This is a genomic window from Rhizobium sp. No.120 (assembly GCF_054558365.1).
Window position 1 is genome coordinate 461,250 of record NZ_BAAJNQ010000002.1, and the last position, 15,660, is coordinate 476,909.

The following is a 15,660-nucleotide window of genomic DNA, read 5'->3' on the forward strand; positions in this document are numbered from 1 at the left end:
TGGAACAGCCCATGGTGATGTCCGCGACACATGCGCATGAAGAGCCCCGGGTGGTGTTATCCGCCCGGGGACTGCGCCGCGATTTCGGCGGCTTCACCGCCGTCAAGAATGTCGATCTCGACGTACATCACGCCCAGGTCCACGCTCTGATCGGCCCCAACGGCGCCGGCAAGACGACGGTGTTCAATCTGCTCACCAAATTCCTGCAGCCGACGCATGGCACGATCACGCTGCTCGGCACCGATATCACCAAGACAAGGCCCGACAAGGTCGCGCGCATGGGGCTCGTGCGCTCCTTCCAGATTTCCGCTGTCTTCCCGCATCTGACGGTGCTGGACAATGTGCGGGTCGCCTTGCAGCGGCCGAACAATCTCGCCCACCAGTTCTGGCGGCCGCTATCGGCCCTCGACAGCCTCAATGCCCGCGCCGAACAGCTCATCGCCTCCGTCGGCCTTTCGAAAGAGCGCGATGCCATCGCTGCCGATCTTTCCTACGGCCGCAAGCGCGTGCTGGAGATCGCAACGACGCTTGCGCTCGATCCGAAGGTGCTGCTGCTCGACGAACCGATGGCCGGCATGGGACTGGAGGACGTGAACACCGTTTCCGCCATCATCCGAGATGTGGCGCGCGACAGGGCTGTGCTCATGGTGGAGCACAATCTCTCGGTCGTTGCCGATATCTGCCATCATGTCACGGTGCTGCAGCGCGGCGAAATCCTGGCCCAGGGCGATTATGCGACGGTCAGCCGGGACCCGCGCGTCCGCGAAGCTTATATGGGTACGGAGGAGGCTTGACGATGGCGCCGCTTCTGGAAGTTCAGGGCCTCAATGCCTGGTATGGCGAAAGCCATATCCTGCACGGCGTCGATATGCGCGTGGGCGAGGGCGAAACCGTCACCATCCTCGGCCGCAACGGCGTTGGCAAGACAACGACATTGCGCACCATCGTCGGCATCGTTCGCGCCCGCAAGGGCAGGATTACCTTTGCCGGCAAGGACATGATGCAGGTGCCGCTGCACAAGACCGCCCATCAGGGTATCGGCTTCGTGCCGGAAGAGCGCGGCATATTTTCCACGCTCAGCGTCTATGAAAACCTGATGCTGCCACCGGTGGTGGCCGCTGGCGGCATGACGCTCGACGAGATCTTCGAGTTGTTTCCAAACCTGCATGAGCGGCGCAATAGCGTCGGCACAAGGCTTTCCGGCGGCGAGCAGCAGATGCTTGCTATGGCCCGCATCCTGCGCACCGGCGTCCGCATGCTGCTGCTCGACGAACCGACCGAGGGCCTTGCGCCGGTCATCGTCCAGCGCATCGGCGAAGTCCTGCAGAAGCTCAAAGGTCGTGGCATGACCATCTTGCTCGTCGAGCAGAATTTCCGCTTCGCCAGCCGCATCGCCGATCGCCTCTATGTGATGGATCACGGCCAGATGGTCTCGGAATTCCCGGTCGGCGAACTCTCCGAGCGCATGGATATGCTGCACAAGGTTCTGGGGGTCTGAGCATGACGACGATATTCGGCATCCCCGCCCAGGCTCTTCTCGGTCAATTGCTGATCGGGCTGATCAATGGCTCCTTCTATGCATTGCTGAGCCTTGGCCTCGCGATCATCTTCGGCATGCTGCGAGTGATCAATTTCGCCCACGGCGCGCTCTATATGCTCGGCGCCTTCACCGCCTATCTGCTGCTCGCCTATACAGGCATCGGCTATTGGCCGGCCCTCGTTTTGGCACCGCTGATCGTCGGCCTGTTCGGTGCGCTGGTCGAGCGGTTCTGCCTGCGTCGGCTCTACAGGGTCGATCCGCTCTATGGCTTGCTCTTCACCTTCGGCATGGCGCTGACCATCGAGGGGACCTTCCGCTATCTCTACGGCTCCTCGGGCCAGCCCTATGCCGTCCCGACGGAACTGGCGGGCGCGCGCAATATCGGCTTCATGTTCCTGCCCGTCTATCGCGGCTGGGTGGTTATCGCCTCGCTGATCGTCTGCATCGGCACTTGGCTGCTGATCGAAAAGACCAAGCTTGGCGCCTATCTGCGCGCGGCGACCGAGAATTCCACGCTCGTTCAGGTTTTCGGCGTCAACGTGCCAGTGCTTCTGACGCTGACCTATGGTTTTGGCGTCGCGCTTGCCGCCTTTGCCGGGGTGTTGGCCGCACCGATCTATCAGGTCTCGCCGCTGATGGGCTCGAACATGATCATCATCGTCTTCGCCGTCGTGGTCGTCGGCGGCATGGGCTCGATCATGGGGGCGATCGTGACAGGCTATATGCTCGGGATCGCCGAAGGCCTGACCAAGGTCTTCTATCCGGAAGCTTCCAACATCGTCATCTTTGTCATCATGGCAATCGTACTGCTTCTGAGGCCTGCGGGTCTCTTCGGTCGGGAGGCGTGATATGGCTGGATTAATCAGCTCGGGCTCCAAGGAGCGTCCGAAGCTTTCCGTGCAGAAGCTGTTGCTGATCCTCGGCCTCGTCGGCCTGATCTGGGCGCCGTTCTTCATCTACCCGATCTTCGTTATGAAGGTGCTCTGCTTCGCGCTGTTCGCTTGCGCCTTCAATCTGCTGCTCGGTTATGCCGGTCTGCTCTCCTTCGGCCATGCGACCTTCTTCGGCGGTGCGGCCTATTTCACCGCCCATGCGGTGAAGGAGTGGGGTCTGCCGCCCGAGCTTGGCATCCTGATGGGCGTCGCCGGCGCGTCGATGCTAGGCCTCGTCATGGGCTTCGTCGCCATCCGCAGGCAGGGCATCTATTTCGCCATGATCACGCTGGCGCTCTCCTACATGTTCTATTTCTTCTGCCTGCAGGCGGCTTTCACCCATGGCGAGGATGGCATTCAGTCGGTGCCGCGCGGCTACCTCCTCGGCGTCCTCGATCTCAATAACTCCTTCAACATGTATTATTTCGTTCTCGCGATCTTCCTGATCGGCGTGCTGATCATCTGGCGTTTCATCAATTCGCCCTTCGGCATGATCCTGAAATCGATCCGCGAGAACGAGCAACGGGCGATCTCGCTTGGCTATTCCGTCGCGCACTACAAGCTCGGTGCGTTCGTCATGTCGGCCGCCCTGGCTGGGCTTGCGGGTGCGGTCAAGGCACTGGTCTTCCAGTTCGCGACGCTAACGGATGTCGCCTGGCAGATGTCCGGCGAGGTCATCCTCATGACGCTCCTTGGCGGCATCGGCACGCTGATCGGCCCGATTTTCGGAGCAGGATTCGTGGCGACGCTGGAAAACTATCTGGCGACTTCGGAATTCCCCGTCACCATCATCACCGGCATCGTCTTCATGGTTTGCGTCCTGCTCTTCCGCCGCGGGGTCGTCGGCGAATTCTATGCTTCTCGGCTGGGACGGAAGCTGGGGTTTGAACACCGGCGATAATGATCAAACCTATGCGTTCTTGTTGTGCACCCCTCACCCTAGCCCTCTCCCCGAGGGTAGAGGGGGAACTGTCTTTGACGATCATCGGATATGGGGCCGAGGCAAATGCCGAAATAGTTCCCCTCTTCCTTGGGGGAGAGGGTTAGGGTGAGGGGGCATACCAATGGATCGCTTCGACTACATCATCATCGGTGCCGGCAGTGCCGGATGCGTGCTGGCCAACCGGCTTTCGGCAGATCGCAACAACCGCGTGCTGCTCCTGGAAGCCGGCGGCAATGACAATTACCATTGGATCCACATTCCGGTCGGCTATCTCTATTGCATCAACAATCCTCGCACGGACTGGTGCTTCACCACGTCGCCGGAAGCGGGGCTGAATGGTCGGTCGCTGAACTATCCGCGCGGCAAGGTGCTGGGTGGCTGCTCCTCCATCAACGGGATGATCTATATGCGCGGCCAGGCCCGCGACTATGATCTCTGGCGCCAGCTCGGCTGCGCCGGATGGGGCTGGGAGGACGTGCTGCCCTACTTCATCAAGTCTGAGGATCATTATCGCGGCAAGGATGAGATGCACGGCGCCGGCGGCGAATGGCGGGTCGAGAAGGCGCGCGTGCGCTGGGCCGTGCTCGACGCCTTCCAGGCCGCCGCCAAGGAGGCCGGTATCCCCGAGACGGCGGATTTCAATCGCGGCAACAACGAAGGTTCCGGCTATTTCGACGTCAACCAGCGCTCCGGCATCCGCTGGAACACCACGAAAGCCTTCCTGCGCCCGGCGATGAAGCGCGGCAATCTCACCGTCTATACCAAGGCGCAGGTCCGCCGCCTGATCGTCGAGGGCGATGCCGTGACCGGCGTCGAGTTCCAGCATGATGGCGTGGCGAAGCGCGCCTATGCGAACAAGGAAACGGTGCTATCAGCCGGCTCCATCGGCTCACCGCACATTCTGGAACTGTCAGGCATCGGCCGTGGCGAAGTGCTCGGCAAGGCCGGTATCGACGTCATCCGCGAGGTCCGGTCTGTCGGCGAGAACCTGCAGGATCATCTGCAGCTGCGCCTTGCCTACAAGGTGACTGGCGTCCCTACGTTGAACGAGAAGGCGACCAAGCTGATCGGCAAGGCTGCGATCGGGCTCGAATATCTGGTGCGCCGTTCAGGCCCTATGGCGATGGCGCCGAGCCAGCTCGGCATCTTCACCCGCTCCGGGCCGGACAAGGAAACGCCGGATTTGCAATATCATGTGCAACCGGTCTCGCTCGATAAATTCGGAGATCCCGTCCATCCCTTTCCGGCGATCACCGCCAGTGTCTGCAACCTCCGGCCCGAAAGCCGCGGCTCCGTGCATGTGCGCAGCCCCGATTTCGCCCTGCAGCCGGCCATCAGCCCGAATTATCTTTCGGCGGCACGTGACCGGGAGATCGCCGTACGCTCCATTCGCCTGACGCGGCGCATCGTGGCGCAACCTTCCTTCGCCCGGTTCAGACCGGAGGAGTTCAAGCCCGGGCCGACCTACGAGACGGATGTCGATCTGGAACGCGCCGCCGGCGATATCGGCACGACGATTTTCCATCCGGTCGGCACGTGCCGCATGGGCGGCGATGCGCAAAGCGTGGTTGATCCGCACCTGCGGCTCAGGGCATTGGCAAGGCTGCGTATCGCCGATGCTTCCGTCATGCCATCAATCACCTCGGGCAACACCAATTCGCCAACCATCATGATAGCCGAAAAAGCAGCCGAGATGATCCTTGCCGACAACAAATGAATCTCCGAGGATTGATTGGGGGCAAGGACAGGAGATTTGCATGGACAGCACGGATGAAGTCATCATCGAGCGGCGCGGATCGGCCGGCATCATCAGGCTCAACCGGCCGAAGGCGCTGAATAGCCTGACATTGCCAATGGTGCGGGTCATCGCTTCGGCATTGGAGGATTTCGCCGCCGATCCCGCAGTGGCGAGCGTCCTCGTCATGGGCGAGGGAGAGCGCGGCTTCTGCGCGGGCGGCGATATCCGCCTGCTGCACCAGAGCGGCAAGGAAGGTTCCGATGGCGCGGAAACCTTCTGGCGCGAAGAATTTCGGCTCAATCATGCCATCTCGCGCTACGCTAAGTCTTATGTGGTGCTGATGGATGGCATCACCATGGGCGGCGGCGTCGGCCTTTCCGCGCATGGCAGCCATCGCGTCGTCACCGAGCGCACGCGTCTCGCCATGCCCGAAACCGGCATCGGCTATTTCCCGGATGTCGGCGCCACCTGGCTGCTGCCGCGTGCCCCTGGGGGAGCCGGTACCTGGATGGGGCTGACAGGCCTGACCATCGGCGCCGCCGATGTCATGCATGCCGGCTTGGCCGATCATTCTGTCGCATCCTCCGCATTGCCGGCTCTCATAGACGCGATCGCGGCGCTGCCCGCTGCCGCCACTGCAGAAGACGTGCATGCGCTGATCCGGACGATGGCGGTGGACGCCGGCGAAAGCCGGCTCGCGGCAAACCGAGAGGTGATCGATCGGGCGTTTTCGGCAGACACGGTGGAGGAAATTCTGAAGGCCTTGGTGGCCGAGCCCGGAGAGTTTGCCGCAGAAGCCGCAAGCGTGATCGCCAGTCGCTCGCCGACCAGCCTGAAGTTGACCTTGCGGCTGCTCAGGGCAGGGCGAAGGAGCGCCGATTTGGCCGAATGCCTCAATCGTGAACTCGGCGCCTGCATGGGCATATTGTATAATCACGATTTCTACGAAGGCGTGCGCGCAGCCGTCATCGACAAGGACCGCAATCCGAAATGGTCTCCGGCGAGCCTTGCCGAAGTGACCGTTGCCGATATCGATCGCTTCTTCGTGCCAGCGCAGCCGCCGCTTTTCACAAGATAACCGATCATGGGAGGAAAACATCATGACACGGATCGCCTTCATCGGCCTCGGCAATATGGGAGGCCCTATGGCCGCCAATCTCGTCAAGGCCGGCCACGCCGTCACAGGATTCGACCTCTCACATGATGTGCTGAAGGCAGCCGAAGCATCGGGGGTAAAGCCTGCCAGCGTGCTCACCGAAGCCCTGGCCGATGCGGAGGTCGTCGTTACCATGCTGCCGAAGGGCCAGCACGTCCTGACCGTCTGGACCGACGTACTGCGCTCCGTGCCTAAGGGGACCCTGTTGATCGACAGCTCTACCATCGATGTCGATAGCGCCCGCAAAGCGCATGCCATGGCAGGCGATGCCGGCTGCCTTTCGCTCGATGCGCCCGTTTCCGGCGGCACTGGAGGTGCGGCAGCGGGAACGCTGACCTTCATGGCCGGTGGCTCGGCGGACAGTTTTGCTGCCGCCAAGCCGCTGCTCGAGGTGATGGGCAAGAAGATCGTCCATTGCGGCGATGCCGGTGCCGGCCAGGCCGCGAAGATCTGCAACAACATGATCCTCGGTATCTCGATGATCGGCGTCTGCGAAGCCTTCGTGCTCGGCGAAAAGCTCGGCCTCTCGCACCAGGCCCTCTTCGATGTCGCTTCGACCTCCTCCGGTCAATGCTGGTCGATCAATACCTATTGCCCTGTGCCCGGACCCGTGCCGACATCGCCGGCCAACAACGACTACAAACCCGGCTTCGCGGCAGCCTTGATGCTAAAGGATCTACGGCTATCTCAAGAGGCGGCCTTGTCGAGCGGCGCATCCACGCCTCTGGGTGCGGAAGCGGCACAGCTCTATGCGCTCTTCGAAAAGCTCGGCAATGGCGGCCGCGATTTTTCGGCGATCATCGAGATGTTTCGCGAGGCGAAGTAAGGATAACTCGCGACAATCGAGTGAGTTGAAAGCTTGTATTGCCCCTCAACCCAGTGACCGAGTCTCAACTCACCGCCACATGCCCCGCATCCGCGCTCCCACATCGACGCGCACCTCTCGCGCCCGGATCGCGGCGGCACTTTCAGCCCGTGCCTGCGGCCAGCCGCAAACCTCGAAGAACTGCAGCAAGGTTGCGGGAATGAAGCGGGTGCGCGAGGCAAAGACATGCTTGTCCCCCTGCGCATGCTGGCCGTGCACGAAAAAGCGCTGCGGAATGACGAGATCGAGATTGTCCTTCGCCCGCGTCATGGCGACATAGAGCAGCCGCCGTTCTTCCTCGATCTCGGCCGATGATCCGACCGCGAGATCGGCGGGGATGCAGCCGTCGACGGCGTTGAGGATGAAGACCTTCGTCCATTCCTGACCCTTGGCGGAGTGGATGGTCGACAGGATCAGATAGTCTTCGTCCAGCAGCGGCACGCCGGCTTGATCGCTGGTGGCGTCAGGCGGATCGAGCGTCAGCTCCGTGAGGAAGCGCTCGCGCGAGCCGTAGCCCGCGGCAATCTGTTCGAGCTGGACGAGATCCGCCTGGCGCGTCGCAGCGTCCTCATGCGCGCGTTCCAGATGCGGTTCGTACCATTGGCGGACGAGGCCGATTTCCGCCGGCCATCCGGCGTTGCCGCTTTTGATCTCCCGCATCGTCTCGACAAAGGCGGTCCAGTCGTCTCCTGTGCGCGGTGGCGGCGGCAGTTCGGTGAGCGCCGCAATCGGGCTTGCCTCTTCGCCGATCTGGTCGAGCACGCGCTGTGCCGTGGAAGGACCGACACCGGGCAAGAGCTGCATCAGGCGGAAGCCCGCTACGCGATCGCGCGGGTTTTGGGCAAAGCGCAGTGCCGCCAGCATGTCCTTGACATGAGCACTATCGAGGAATTTCAGCCCACCGAATTTGACGAAAGGAATGTTGCGCCGGGTGAGTTCCACTTCCAGCGGGCCGCTATGGCTCGAGGTGCGAAAGAGCACCGCCTGCTGCTTGAGCCGTGTGCCGCCCTCGCGATTTTCCAGTATCTGGTCGGCGATGTAGCGGGCCTGATCGGACTCGTCACGCACCGTCACCAGCCGTGGCCGCTCTGCGCTTTGCCGCTCGGTGCGCAGGTTTTTGGTGAAGCGCTCCGAGGCAAGATCGATTACGGCATTGGCGGCGGCCAGGATCGGCTGCGTCGAGCGATAATTGCGGTCGAGCGTCACGATATCGGCCGAGGGCGTGAAGGCCTTGGGGAAATCGAGAATGTTGCGCACGGTCGCCGCGCGGAAGGAATAGATCGACTGCGCATCGTCGCCGACGACAGTCAATCCCCGGCCATCGGGCTTAAGAGCTAGCAGAACGGAGGACTGCAGCCGGTTGGTGTCCTGATATTCATCGACAAGCACATGGTCGAAGCGGCTGCCGATATCCTCGGCAATTAGCGGCTCCTGCAGCATATGCGCCCAGTAGAGCAGGAGGTCGTCGTAATCGAGCACGTTCTGCACCTGCTTCGCTTCGACATAAGAGGCGAAAAGATCGCGCAGCTGCTGCTCCCACATGGCGCACCATGGGAAGAAGTCGCGCAGCACGCCGTCGAGCGGCGCTTCTGCATTGACGGAGCGCGAATAGATCGCAAGGCATGTCGCCTTGGTCGGGAAACGGTTCTCCGTTTTGGAAAAGCCGAGATCATGGCGCGCAAGGTTCATCAGATCGGCGCTGTCTTCCCGGTCGTGGATCGTGAAGGCAGGATCGATACCAATCTGCTCGGCATAGTCCCTGAGCAAACGCGCGCCGATGCCGTGAAAGGTGCCGGTCCAGGCGAGCGCATCGGCGGTAATGCCGGCATTCGCACCCAGCACCTCGCGGCAGATCCGCTCGACGCGGCGGCCCATTTCGGCGGCGGCGCGGCGTGAAAAGGTCATCAGCAAGATGCGGCGCGGATCGGCGCCCTTGACGATCAGATGCGCCACACGATGCGCAAGCGTATTCGTCTTACCGGAGCCGGCTCCGGCGATGACGAGCAGCGGCCCGGCAATATGACCGTCGCCTGCCGTAGTGCCATGTTCCACCGCCAGCCGTTGCTCCGGGTTCAGCTTTTCCAGATAGGCGGCGGTCATCAACTCTCCTGAATACCTCCGGCGGCGGGCGCGGAGCGCGATATGCGGCGAATCGCAAGCGCGAAAATATAGGGGCGTTCTATGGATGTTCCGAATCGCCAAAGCCTGTCAAGATGACCAGGGCCTGCACGCGGATGTGACCTCCAGCGCAAGAATCTTATCGGGATTTGCACTCGCCCGGCTCGAAAAGGATATTCTTCGTGCTTATGTATCATTTCGGCGCAGCATTTTGAGTTTTTGGGGCTTCGTAATGCGTGGAATGAAGGTTTCAAAACATGAACGAAACGATTGCCACCGGGCTGCGTCTGCCTAGCGGCCTCGTGGCTTTGCCGGATGGCCGCTTGGCGGTCGTGGAAATGGATGCCAGTCGCCGCTGTCTGAAACTTTTCGACACAAGCGGCGTAACGCAGGAATTGTGCCGGATCGGCGGTTGGCCGATGGGTATTGCGGTCGATGGTGACGGATGTTTTTGGGTAGCCAATGGCCCGGAGAATTCCCTTGTCAGATTGTCGGCGCAAGGCCGCGTCCTGCAGGTCATCGAAGGCAGTGCCGATGGTCCATTTCTGCATCCGAATGCGCTCGCTTTCGGACCTGACGGCCTGCTTTACATGACTGATTCCGGCATCCCTCTTGCCAATCTTCTCGAAGGCGGCCACATCCATCCCGATTTCTTCAAGGCGGCTTATAATGGCTGCGTTTATCAGATCGATCCAGCCGAAGGCCGGGTCATCCGGGTCCTTGCAGCCGGCCTGCTCTTTGCGAGCGGCATTGCCTTCGATGCCGACGGATTGCTCTACTATAGCGAAACGCTGACCGGAAAAATCTATCGGCAGGTCGTGGGCGGCAGGCAGGAAATGTTTGTCCAGTCGATGACATCGCCTGCCGTCAATGCGCTGCGCGGGCCGGCTGGCCTCGCCTTTGATCGCAGTGGCATGCTTTATTGCGCCATGTACGGACTGGGAGAAATTTCCATGGTGGATGTCGAGGGGAAGATGGCCGGCCATATCCGCACGGATGGCGCGAGACCGACCAGCATCGCCTTTACCGTCGACGGCAAACATCTGCTCGTCAGCGAGCAGGAAAACGGTGCTGTGGAAAAGATCACGGCCCCGCGTCCGGGCTTGCCCTTGCATATGCCGGCGATTTCATAAACGGCCGGAAGACATGTCCGGAAGCCGGGCATGTCTTCCTTTCGTCTGTTACGCAGCAGGGATCTGCTTGTTGTCCTTGCCGGACTTGCCGTCCGCCGCCGCATCATTGGCGACCGGCTTGGCATGGCGGCGACGCCAGTCACCGAGGAAGAGCAGAATCGGCGCGGCGATAAAGACCGACGAGGCGCCGGCGACGAGGATGCCGAACACCATGGGGATTGCGAAGCTGGAGACGGCGCTGCCGCCCCAGATCGCCATCGGCACCAGCGCCAGGAAGGCGGTGGCGTTGGTATAGAGGCTTCGCGCCAGGGTTTCGTTGATCGACTTGTCGATGATATCGCGCAGAGGCATCGACTTGTAGAGGCGCATGTTTTCACGCATGCGGTCATAGACCACGACCTTGTCGTTCACCGAGTATCCCACGAGTGTCAGGATCGCGGCGATGGCCGTCAGGTTGAAATCGAGGCCGGTGATCGCGAAGAAGCCGATCGCCTTGGTCACGTCGAGCACCAGCGTGACGATGGCGCCGACCGCGAAAGGCCATTCGAATCGCACCCAGATATAGACGAGCATCGCCAAGCTGGCGATCACGACCGACAGAATACCCGCCCAGGCAAGCTCGCCCGAGACCTTCGGACCGATGACATCGGTGCCTTCGATGGTCGCGCTTGGGTCGATCTTGACGATTTCCGCCTTGAGCTTGGTCACTGCCGCCGTCTGCGCCTCTTCGCCGCCGTCCTGGCGCTGGGCGCGGACGAGAAGGCTGTTATTATCGCCGAAGGACTGCAGTGCGATTTCGCCGAGGCCGAGCGTGTTCAAGCCCTCGCGGAACGTAGACAGATCGGCTGCGTCCTTGGTCTTGACCGACATCTGGATGCCGCCGCGGAAATCGACGCCGTAGTTGAGGCCCGGATGGATAAACAGCACCACCGAGGCGATCGACAGGATCGCCGAGACTGTGACGCCGAAGAAGCGGGCCTTCATGAACTGGATGTGCTTGTCATAGGGGCTGAAGGGGATCAGCGGCCTGATGTTGATCACCTTCAGCTTGCGGCGGCGGGTGATGGCGATCATCACGACGCGCACGAAGGCGACGGAGGTGAACATCGAGATGATGAGGCCGAGACCCATGGTCACGGCAAAACCGCGAACCGGACCGGAGCCGAAGTAGAACAGGATGGCGGCCGCGATCAGGGCTGTCATGTTGCCGTCGATAATCGTCGAATAGGCCTTCTTGAAACCATTATCGATGGCAGCGAACGCGCCGCGGCCCTTGCGGGTTTCTTCGCGAATGCGCTCGTTGATCAGAACGTTGGCATCAACCGCAAGGCCGATACCGAGAACGATACCGGCGATACCGGGCAGCGTCAGCGTGGCGCCGACAAGCGTCAGGGCCGAGAAGGTCAGGACGGTATGGATGAGCAGCGCGACATTGGCGAGAATGCCCCAGGCGCCGTAGAGTACGAAGATGAAGGCGGCAACCAGGACGAAGCCGATCAGGCCGCTATAGATGCCCTTCTGGATCGCATCGCTGCCGAGGTCGGCGCCGACGGTGCGTTCTTCGATGACGGTGAGCTTTGCGGGCAGGGCGCCGGCGCGCAGCAGGGCTGCAAGTGTGGTGGCGCTGTCCGCGGTGAAGTTGCCGGAGATTTGGCCCGATCCGCCGGTAATCGGCTCGCGGATATTCGGTGCGCTCAGAACCTTGTTGTCGAGGACAATGGCAAAGGGCTTGCCGACATTTTCGCGGGTGATTTCGGCAAAGCGGTTGGCGCCGGCGCTGTCGAAGCGGAAGGTAACGAGCGGCTCATGCGTATTTGGATCGAAGCTGACGCGTGCGTCCGTCAGACGATCGCCGGACAGCTCGATGCGGTCGAGAACCGGATAGCTGGTGCCCCGGTCATCCTTCATGATGGTGACGCCAGGCCCCGGATTGTTCGGATCGACATTGTCGGCCAGCAGGTGGAAGGACATCTTCGCGGTCGAACCGAGAAGCTCGCGCAGGTGGGACGGATCCTGGGCGCCCGGAAGCTGAACGAGAACGCGGTTCGGGCCGACGCGCTGAATGGTCGGCTCGGCGACGCCCACCTGGTCAACGCGCTTACGGATGACTTCAAGGCTCTGCTGAACGGCAGAATCGACGTTGGCGGAAATGCCGGCCTGCGAGAAGGACATCGCGATCGTCGCGCCGTTCGGCGTGATATTGAGATCGGACTGACCGGCCGAGAGGCCTGATGTGATCGTATTGGCAAGCGTGCGCAGTTGCGTCACTGCATCGCTGCTCTGTGAGGGATCCGTGAGCGTCACGACGATCTGGTCGCCATTGCGGACGATCGAGCGGGTCTGGATGTTCTTGTCGCGCAGCACGCGGCGCGCGTCCTGCTGCAGCGATTGCAGCCGGCCGTTCGTCAGGTCCTTCTCGTCGACTTCGAGAACAAGATAGGAACCACCGCGAAGGTCGAGGCCGAGCGAAACCTGACTATGAGGCAGCCAGGACGGGACCTTGCTCAGAACCGACGGCGGCAGCGCGTTCGGCAGAGCGATGAGAAAGCCAATGACGATGACCACTGTATAGAGTGCCACGAGCCATGGTGAGGTACGCATGGGTATTATCCTTGAAAATAGGCCTATGCCGACGGCCTGGCCGCAGGCGGACTTGAGGTCTTGTCGGAAATGCGGCGCGTAGGCGCCAAACGCTTAGAGGAGCGTGCCCGGAGGCGCGCGAGCGAGATAGGCGCGAAACGCAAGGGATTCGAGCCGTGCGGCATCGTTCGGTCGGCTCACCTGCCAAGAGGTTGCCGGATATCCGAGGGTAGGGAGGGAGCCAAGCGTTGCAGGCCCTATGTCGTGCCATGTGGCCTTCGGTGCCACCAGCCGGTCGGCAATGACAATCCCGCGGACCGGATCGCGCAGGGAAAGGTAGAGGGGCTGACTGTCCTTGCCAGAGGAAAGGGCTTCGGTATCGGCGCGCGTGGCAAGATTGATGCCGCCGCCGAGCGCCAGTCCGATATAGGCGAAAAACGCGACGAACAGCGAGGCGATCACGCGCGCTCCGGCGCGGTGCGTCCTGTCGTCTCTATCTTCGCTGTCGGCGGCGCCGAATTCGAGCGGGCTCAACGGTCCAAAATGCCTTCATTCCTTTGCCGGAGCGAACTTCGGCGGTTCGGTCATGATAACAGGACGCCTAGCGTCTTCCTAGTAACCGCCTGTCATGATGCAGTTGCACGAGCCGGTCAACACTCCCGGCTCGATTTCTTAATTTTCCGTTTCAGCCGTGGCTGACGGTTTGGGCGCCAGGCAGGATGCCGGCAAGCGGTAAGCATAGAGCGTCTTGCCCTTCATCTCGCCGTAGGGCGGTGACCAGCTCTTCAGAAGTTCGGCCTGGCCTTCCGGACACTCGATCGGATCGTTGTCGACGAACAATACCGGACCGGTCACGCTGGCCGGCAGCGAAAAATCCTGCTCATAATAATTGTGGGGGAAGCCGCCGAAAGGGCGGGCATAGATGCGGAACGGCTTACCCTTCAGGGTATAATAGAGATCGGCAAGGATATCGCGATCCTGCGCAACGATTTCAGTCATCTTCGCCTGAGCGGCGATATCGGCGATTTCCTCACTGATAACGCTGCGGCCGACATAGCGCTTCATGACGAGATCGCCGTTCGGCAGCTTGATGTCATAGGCAAAGATTGTCGCCACTGGGATCACGACGGCGACGACGGCACCTATGACCAGCGAAGTGCTCAGCCCTTTTTTCGTCAGCCGATAGAGCAGCCATACGGCAAGAATGGTGCCTGCGGCATAGGCTGAAACGGCCCAGTTGGCATAGGCCTTGGCGAGGAGGGCCTGCAGCGTGATCAGCGCCACGACAGGCACCGATAGCCAGAACAGCAATTTTTCCCTGTCATCGCTCTGTCCGCGGATCAGTCGCCATGTCGCCCACAAAAGCGCGTAAAAGACGACCGGGCCGACCACGCCGAACTGGGCGCCGAAGAAGTTGAGCCCGTTGAGTATGTGCTTCAGCAGAGTATTGCCGCCGCCGCTCTTGCTCCATTGAGCGATGTTTTCCGTGTGCTTTATGGTCGCCGCATCATGGGTAAGGTTCCACCAGAGATTGGGGGAAACGACGATGGCGCCGACGATGGCGGCAATGGCAACGTCCCGCCAGGCGATACGCGCGGAACGCATCGTCAGCATGGCGATGCCGACGCCGGGCAGAAGGAAGAGCACCGAATATTTCGTCAGGAAGGCGCAACCGAGGCTGGCGCCGAGGATGACGGCTTCCAATACCGAGGAACGCCTTGTCAGGCCGATAAAGGCCCAGATGGCGATCGTCACGAACAGGATCTGGATCGTATCGGTCGATACCAGAACGGCTGAGAGCGAAGCGGCCGGAAGCGTGATGAAGATGACGCCGACCCATGGGGCGATCTCGCGTCCGGTCTCGTCATTGATCAGCCGTCGTGTGGTGCACATCAGCATCAGGGCGGTGGCGAGATGGAAGAGTGGCGCCGATATGCGAATCCAGAAGGTCGAATCCGAGCCGGAGATCGTATTGAAGAAGCGGATGACCCAGGCAATCATCGGCGGCTTGGAATAATAGCCAAAATCCAGATTCTGGCCCCAGAACCAATATTGCGCCTCATCGACGAAGAGGTCCGTCTTATTGAGGAGCAACATGAGCACGCGCCAGAGCGTCACTCCGAAGATGATCGCGAGGGCGAGCCCCAGTGAAAGTTTCTGGGCGTTTGTTCGGGAATGGGTCGTGTCGAGCATTAACGGATGGATCTCAGTGCGTAGTTTTGAGGCTTAATACGGAACTATTGAGCCCAAAGCTAGCTCTCGGCCATCTGGAAAGACCGCCAGAGAGCCGCGGTCAAGGCCGGAGAACCGCCATCCATCCGGTTTTGGGGCCTAAATATCGGATCGGCGGCCCTAGAGGACGCGGGTAGCGGCTTTATCGCGCGCCTCTTCAAGGCGATACAGAAGCATGAAGGCCGTCAGCGTCAGGCTGGCCATCAGCGAGGCGGTCAAACCAAGAACAATCATTGCTCTCTCCGTAACGACATCGAAACTGTCTATCCCCTGGGTAGTAAGGGGTGAAGCTTGCTCGTGACTTGCGATCGATGTTCTTCCCCCGGCGATAGATTACATCGGAAGGTAATTGCTAATTTAGTATAGATAACTACGAAACAGGCCGCTTCCGTCATTAACCTTCGGGCAAGGAATTAACCATAA

General features: G+C 61.0%; 12 protein-coding genes. 8 read left to right on the forward strand and 4 right to left on the reverse strand.

Annotated features, from left to right (window positions below; translation table 11 throughout):
• Positions 1-11: 11 nt before the first annotated feature.
• From ACYJRZ_RS07975 to mmsB, 7 genes are all read left to right on the forward strand, one after another.
• Positions 12-794, forward strand: coding sequence for an ABC transporter ATP-binding protein (locus ACYJRZ_RS07975; protein ID WP_459457768.1), 783 nt, complete (start codon positions 12-14; stop codon positions 792-794).
• Positions 795-796: 2 nt separating this feature from the next.
• The gene (locus ACYJRZ_RS07980) at positions 797-1,498 is read left to right on the forward strand and encodes an ABC transporter ATP-binding protein (protein WP_459457770.1); all 702 of its coding nucleotides are present in this window, start codon (positions 797-799) and stop codon (positions 1,496-1,498) included.
• A gap of 2 nt (positions 1,499-1,500) precedes the next feature.
• Positions 1,501-2,388: a branched-chain amino acid ABC transporter permease gene (locus tag ACYJRZ_RS07985; RefSeq protein ID WP_459457772.1), complete on the forward strand. Its 888-nt coding sequence runs from the start codon at positions 1,501-1,503 to the stop codon at positions 2,386-2,388.
• Position 2,389: 1 nt separating this feature from the next.
• Entirely contained in the window at positions 2,390-3,373 is a 984-nt protein-coding gene (locus tag ACYJRZ_RS07990) for a branched-chain amino acid ABC transporter permease (protein ID WP_459457774.1), read from the forward strand.
• Positions 3,374-3,536: 163 nt separating this feature from the next.
• Positions 3,537-5,132, forward strand: coding sequence for a GMC family oxidoreductase (locus tag ACYJRZ_RS07995; RefSeq protein ID WP_459457776.1), 1,596 nt, complete (start codon positions 3,537-3,539; stop codon positions 5,130-5,132).
• A 40-nt stretch (positions 5,133-5,172) separates the two neighbouring features.
• On the forward strand, positions 5,173-6,231 hold the full coding sequence (locus tag ACYJRZ_RS08000) for an enoyl-CoA hydratase/isomerase family protein (protein WP_459457778.1): 1,059 nt from the start codon (positions 5,173-5,175) through the stop codon (positions 6,229-6,231).
• A 22-nt stretch (positions 6,232-6,253) separates the two neighbouring features.
• On the forward strand, positions 6,254-7,135 hold the full coding sequence (gene mmsB, locus ACYJRZ_RS08005; RefSeq protein ID WP_459457780.1) for a 3-hydroxyisobutyrate dehydrogenase: 882 nt from the start codon (positions 6,254-6,256) through the stop codon (positions 7,133-7,135).
• A 69-nt stretch (positions 7,136-7,204) separates the two neighbouring features.
• Here mmsB and ACYJRZ_RS08010 read toward each other — a convergent pair whose 3' ends face one another.
• The gene (locus ACYJRZ_RS08010; protein WP_459457782.1) at positions 7,205-9,274 is read right to left on the reverse strand and encodes an ATP-dependent helicase; all 2,070 of its coding nucleotides are present in this window, start codon (positions 9,272-9,274) and stop codon (positions 7,205-7,207) included.
• A gap of 275 nt (positions 9,275-9,549) precedes the next feature.
• Here ACYJRZ_RS08010 and ACYJRZ_RS08015 point away from each other — a divergent pair, with 275 nt between their 5' ends.
• Entirely contained in the window at positions 9,550-10,425 is an 876-nt protein-coding gene (locus tag ACYJRZ_RS08015) for an SMP-30/gluconolactonase/LRE family protein (protein WP_459457784.1), read from the forward strand.
• Positions 10,426-10,473: 48 nt separating this feature from the next.
• Here ACYJRZ_RS08015 and secD read toward each other — a convergent pair whose 3' ends face one another.
• The 3 genes from secD to ACYJRZ_RS08030 all read right to left on the reverse strand — a co-directional run bounded on the left by secD (position 10,474) and on the right by ACYJRZ_RS08030 (position 15,198).
• Positions 10,474-13,026: a protein translocase subunit SecD gene (secD, locus tag ACYJRZ_RS08020; protein WP_459457786.1), complete on the reverse strand. Its 2,553-nt coding sequence runs from the start codon at positions 13,024-13,026 to the stop codon at positions 10,474-10,476.
• A gap of 93 nt (positions 13,027-13,119) precedes the next feature.
• Positions 13,120-13,539 carry a hypothetical protein gene (locus ACYJRZ_RS08025; protein WP_459457788.1) on the reverse strand — a complete coding sequence of 140 codons (420 nt, stop codon included), beginning with the start codon at positions 13,537-13,539 and terminating at the stop codon, positions 13,120-13,122.
• A gap of 138 nt (positions 13,540-13,677) precedes the next feature.
• Positions 13,678-15,198, reverse strand: coding sequence for an ArnT family glycosyltransferase (locus ACYJRZ_RS08030; protein ID WP_459457790.1), 1,521 nt, complete (start codon positions 15,196-15,198; stop codon positions 13,678-13,680).
• Positions 15,199-15,660 lie beyond the last annotated feature (462 nt).

What these genes read in the sequence shown, in the direction of transcription:
- ACYJRZ_RS08030 (WP_459457790.1), bottom strand. Translation starts at nt 15,198, where the DNA reads ATGCTCGACACGACCCATTCCCGAACAAACGCCCAGAAACTTTCACTG.
- ACYJRZ_RS07995 (WP_459457776.1), top strand. Translation starts at nt 3,537, where the DNA reads ATGGATCGCTTCGACTACATCATCATCGGTGCCGGCAGTGCCGGATGC.
- ACYJRZ_RS07975 (WP_459457768.1), top strand. Translation starts at nt 12, where the DNA reads ATGGTGATGTCCGCGACACATGCGCATGAAGAGCCCCGGGTGGTGTTA.
- ACYJRZ_RS08010 (WP_459457782.1), bottom strand. Translation starts at nt 9,274, where the DNA reads ATGACCGCCGCCTATCTGGAAAAGCTGAACCCGGAGCAACGGCTGGCG.
- ACYJRZ_RS08000 (WP_459457778.1), top strand. Translation starts at nt 5,173, where the DNA reads ATGGACAGCACGGATGAAGTCATCATCGAGCGGCGCGGATCGGCCGGC.
- ACYJRZ_RS08015 (WP_459457784.1), top strand. Translation starts at nt 9,550, where the DNA reads ATGAACGAAACGATTGCCACCGGGCTGCGTCTGCCTAGCGGCCTCGTG.
- ACYJRZ_RS07990 (WP_459457774.1), top strand. Translation starts at nt 2,390, where the DNA reads ATGGCTGGATTAATCAGCTCGGGCTCCAAGGAGCGTCCGAAGCTTTCC.
- mmsB (WP_459457780.1), top strand. Translation starts at nt 6,254, where the DNA reads ATGACACGGATCGCCTTCATCGGCCTCGGCAATATGGGAGGCCCTATG.
- ACYJRZ_RS07980 (WP_459457770.1), top strand. Translation starts at nt 797, where the DNA reads ATGGCGCCGCTTCTGGAAGTTCAGGGCCTCAATGCCTGGTATGGCGAA.
- ACYJRZ_RS07985 (WP_459457772.1), top strand. Translation starts at nt 1,501, where the DNA reads ATGACGACGATATTCGGCATCCCCGCCCAGGCTCTTCTCGGTCAATTG.
- secD (WP_459457786.1), bottom strand. Translation starts at nt 13,026, where the DNA reads ATGCGTACCTCACCATGGCTCGTGGCACTCTATACAGTGGTCATCGTC.